Source organism: Actinosynnema sp., assembly GCF_052038725.1.
In genome coordinates this window covers 1-3,327 of sequence record NZ_JBQGCX010000165.1, presented here as the reverse complement: position 1 = coordinate 3,327, position 3,327 = coordinate 1, and the positions used below count along the sequence as shown (strand labels likewise).

Below are 3,327 nucleotides of genomic sequence, written 5' to 3'. Positions count from 1 at the left end.
GGTGTCCGAGGTGGGCCGCGAGCACACCCTGGTGCGCACGCTGCGGCCGGTGCTGGACCTGTACGACTACGTGCTGGTGGACTGCCAGCCCTCGCTCGGCCTGCTCACGGTGAACGCGCTGGCCGCCGCCGACGGGGTGCTGATCCCGCTGGAGTGCGAGTTCTTCAGCCTGCGCGGGGTGGCGCTGCTGATCGACACCATCGAGAAGGTCCGGGAGCGGTTGAACCCCAAGCTGGAGATCACCGGGATACTGGCCACCATGTACGACCCCCGCACCCTGCACTCCCGCGAGGTGATGGCGCGCGTGGTGGAGGCCTTCGGCGACGTCGTCTTCGACACGGTGATCAACCGGACCGTGCGGTTCCCGGAGACCACCGTCGCAGGCGAGCCGATCACCCGGTGGGCGCCGCGCTCCGCGGGCGCCCGCGCCTACCGCGCCCTGGCGCGCGAGGTGATCGCCAGGTGACCCGTCGCCCCACCTTGCCGGGCGCGTCGGAGCTGTTCCGCTCGACTGTCGCGTCCCAGCCTGCCGTCACGTCCCAGCCCGTCACGTCCCAGTCCGGCGCGTCCCCGTCCGGCTCCGCCTCCGGGGAGTCCGAGGTCGTGCTGACGGCCCGCACCGCGCTGCCCCCGAGGACCGAGCCCGCCGCCACCGCGGTGGGACCCGACGTCGTCGGCGTGGTGGGCCCGAAGGTGGTGGGCGCGGACGTGGTCGGCGCCGACGACCCGGCCGCCGACAGCGGGCGCCGGGGGAGCGGGCGGGAGAAGCACAGCACCAAGTTCACCGTGTACGCCTCCGACGAGGAGCTGCTGGCGCTGGAGCAGGCCAAGCTGGTGCTGCGCGGCAGCCACGGGCTCGTGGTCGACCGGGGCCGGGTGGTGCGCGAGGCCATCGCGATCGTGCTGGACGACCTCGAAGGGCGCGGCGACGACTCGCTGCTCGTGCGCAGGTTGCGCGAGCGGTGAGCGGCGGCACCACGGCGGACGGCACCGGCGGCGCCGGTGGCACCACGGGCGACGTCACGTCCGCGCCCGACACCCCCGGCGGTGATCGCCCGGCGGACCGCGAGGCCGTGCCCGACACTCGGCCCGTGGCCGACGAGGTGGCCGACGGGCGGTTCAAGGTTCGGCTCACCAACTTCGAGGGGCCGTTCGACCTCCTGCTGCAGCTGATCTCGCAGCACACGCTCGACGTGACCGAGGTCGCCCTGCACCGGGTCACCGACGACTTCATCGCGCACATCCGGGGCCTCGGCGACGCCTGGGACCTGGACGAGACCACCGAGTTCCTGGTCATCGCGGCCACCCTGCTCGACCTCAAGGCCGCCAGGCTGCTGCCCCAGGGCGACGTGGAGGACGAGGAGGACCTGGCGCTGCTGGAGGCGCGGGACCTGCTGTTCGCGCGGCTGCTCCAGTACCGGGCGTACAAGCAGGTCGCGGCCCTGTTCGCCGAGCTGGAGCAGGGCGCGCACCGGCGGTACCCGCGCTCGGTCGCGCTGGAGCGGCGGTTCGAGGGGCTGCTGCCCGAGGTGATGCTCGGCGTCGACCCCCGGCGGTTCTCCGAGATCGCGGCCGTGGTGTTCCGGCCCAAGCCGCCGCCGACCGTGTCCACCGCGCACGTCCACCAGCACCGCATCTCGGTGCGCGAGCACGCGGCGCTGCTGCGCGAGCGGCTCGCCGAGCTGGGCACGGCCACGTTCACCGAGCTGGTCGCGGACTGCGAGAACACCCGGGAGGTCGTGGCGCGCTTCCTGGGGCTGCTGGAGCTGTACCGGGAGAAGGTGCTGGCGTTCGAGCAGCCCGAGGCGCTGGGCGAGCTGAGCGTCACGTGGGTCGGCGGCAGCGTCGAGGAGGCCCGCGCGGTGGCGGCGGACGACGACGAGGACGAGGAGTACGGGTGAGCGTGACCGACGACGCGGAGGCGTCCGCCGTCGACCTGTCCGACGACGCGGAGTTCGAGAGCGCGCTGGAGTCCGTGCTGCTCGTCGTGGACACCCCGATCGACGAGCAGCAGCTCGCGGGCGTGTTCGAGCAGCCCGCCCGGCGGGTCAGGGCGACCCTGCGGCGGATGTCCGAGCGCTACACCGCCTCGGGCAGCGGCATCGACCTGCGTAGAATCGGCGACGGCTGGCGGTTCTACACGAGGGACCGCCACGCGCCATTCGTGGAGAAGTTGCTGCTCGACGGGCAGCGCGCCAAGCTCACGCGGGCAGCGCTGGAGACGCTCGCCGTGATCGCCTACCGGCAGCCCGTCACCAGGGCGCGCGTCGCGGCGGTCCGCGGCGTCAACGTCGACGGGGTGATCCGCACGCTGGTCGCGCGCGGGCTCATCGCCGAGGCGGGCAACGACAACGACACGGGTGGCATCCTTTACCGGACTACCGAACTGTTCCTGGAGCGGTTGGGGCTGGCGTCGCTGACCGACCTGCCCCCGATCGCTCCCCTGCTGCCCGAAGTGGATGCGATCGACGATGTCTGACCCCGGTTCTGAAGGCGTTCGGCTCCAGAAGGTGCTGGCCAAAGCGGGGATCGCCTCCCGGCGGGTCGCCGAGGAGCTCATCGAGCTCGGCCGCGTCCAGGTGGACGGCGAGGTGGTGCGCGAGCAGGGCCGCCGCATCGACCCCGACAAGGCGGTCGTGCACGTGGACGGCGTGCGCGTGGTGCTCCAGGAGGACGTCGTCACGCTCGTGCTGAACAAGCCGCGCGGGATGCTGTCCACCATGCACGACGACGCGCACCGGCCGTGCGTGGGCGACCTGCTGGTGAACCGCAAGGAGCGGCTGTTCCACGTCGGCAGGCTGGACGCCGACACCGAGGGCCTGCTGCTGGTGACCAACGACGGCGACCTCGCGCACCGGCTCATGCACCCCTCCTACGAGGTGCCCAAGACCTACCTGGCCGAGGTGCCCGGCCCGATCCCGCGCGACCTGGGCAAGCGGCTGCGCTCCGGCGTCGAGCTGGAGGACGGGCCGGTCAAGGTGGACTCGTTCAAGCTGATCTCCTCGCTGCCCGGCAGGGCGCTGGTGGAGGTCGTGCTGCACGAGGGGCGCAAGCACATCGTGCGGCGGCTCCTGGAGGCCGTGGGGCACCCGGTGCAGACGCTGGTGCGCACCGCGGTGGGCGAGGTGCGGCTGGGCAACCAGCGGCCCGGCTCGCTGCGCGTGCTGAACCGGCAGGAGGTCGGGTCGCTGTACAAGGCCGTGGGCATGTAGGTCGACGGGGTTCGTGCGAGAGCGCTCTCGCCGACGCGGGGCCGCACCGGGTCGCCGGGGCGGCCCCCTCGCGGGGGCCCGGGCGGGGGGGGGGGACCCGCGGCCCCGCCGCCGG

Annotated in this window: 5 protein-coding genes; all 5 read left to right on the top strand. The window is 73.2% G+C overall.

Annotated features, from left to right (window positions below):
• On the top strand, window positions 1-466 hold a 466-nt coding region (locus ACTUAL_RS03140; protein ID WP_440899207.1), incomplete at its 5' end, for a ParA family protein.
• On the top strand, window positions 463-966 hold the full coding sequence (locus ACTUAL_RS03135; protein ID WP_440899206.1) for a cobyrinic acid a,c-diamide synthase: 504 nt from the start codon (window positions 463-465) through the stop codon (window positions 964-966). The genes ACTUAL_RS03140 and ACTUAL_RS03135, both read left to right, overlap by 4 nt.
• 107 nt (window positions 967-1,073) lie before the next feature.
• Entirely contained in the window at window positions 1,074-1,901 is an 828-nt protein-coding gene (locus ACTUAL_RS03130) for a segregation and condensation protein A (protein WP_440899208.1), read from the top strand.
• Entirely contained in the window at window positions 1,829-2,479 is a 651-nt protein-coding gene (gene scpB, locus ACTUAL_RS03125; RefSeq protein WP_440899205.1) for an SMC-Scp complex subunit ScpB, read from the top strand. Before ACTUAL_RS03130 ends, scpB begins: the two co-directional genes overlap by 73 nt.
• Window positions 2,460-3,212 carry a pseudouridine synthase gene (locus tag ACTUAL_RS03120; protein WP_096496264.1) on the top strand — a complete coding sequence of 251 codons (753 nt, stop codon included), beginning with the start codon at window positions 2,460-2,462 and terminating at the stop codon, window positions 3,210-3,212. The genes scpB and ACTUAL_RS03120 overlap by 20 nt, the downstream gene beginning before the upstream one ends.
• Window positions 3,213-3,327: the final 115 nt, after the last annotated feature.

Excerpts from the sequence above, each read along its gene's own strand:
- ACTUAL_RS03120 (WP_096496264.1), top strand. The coding sequence starts at position 2,460 with ATGCGATCGACGATGTCTGACCCCGGTTCTGAAGGCGTTCGGCTCCAG.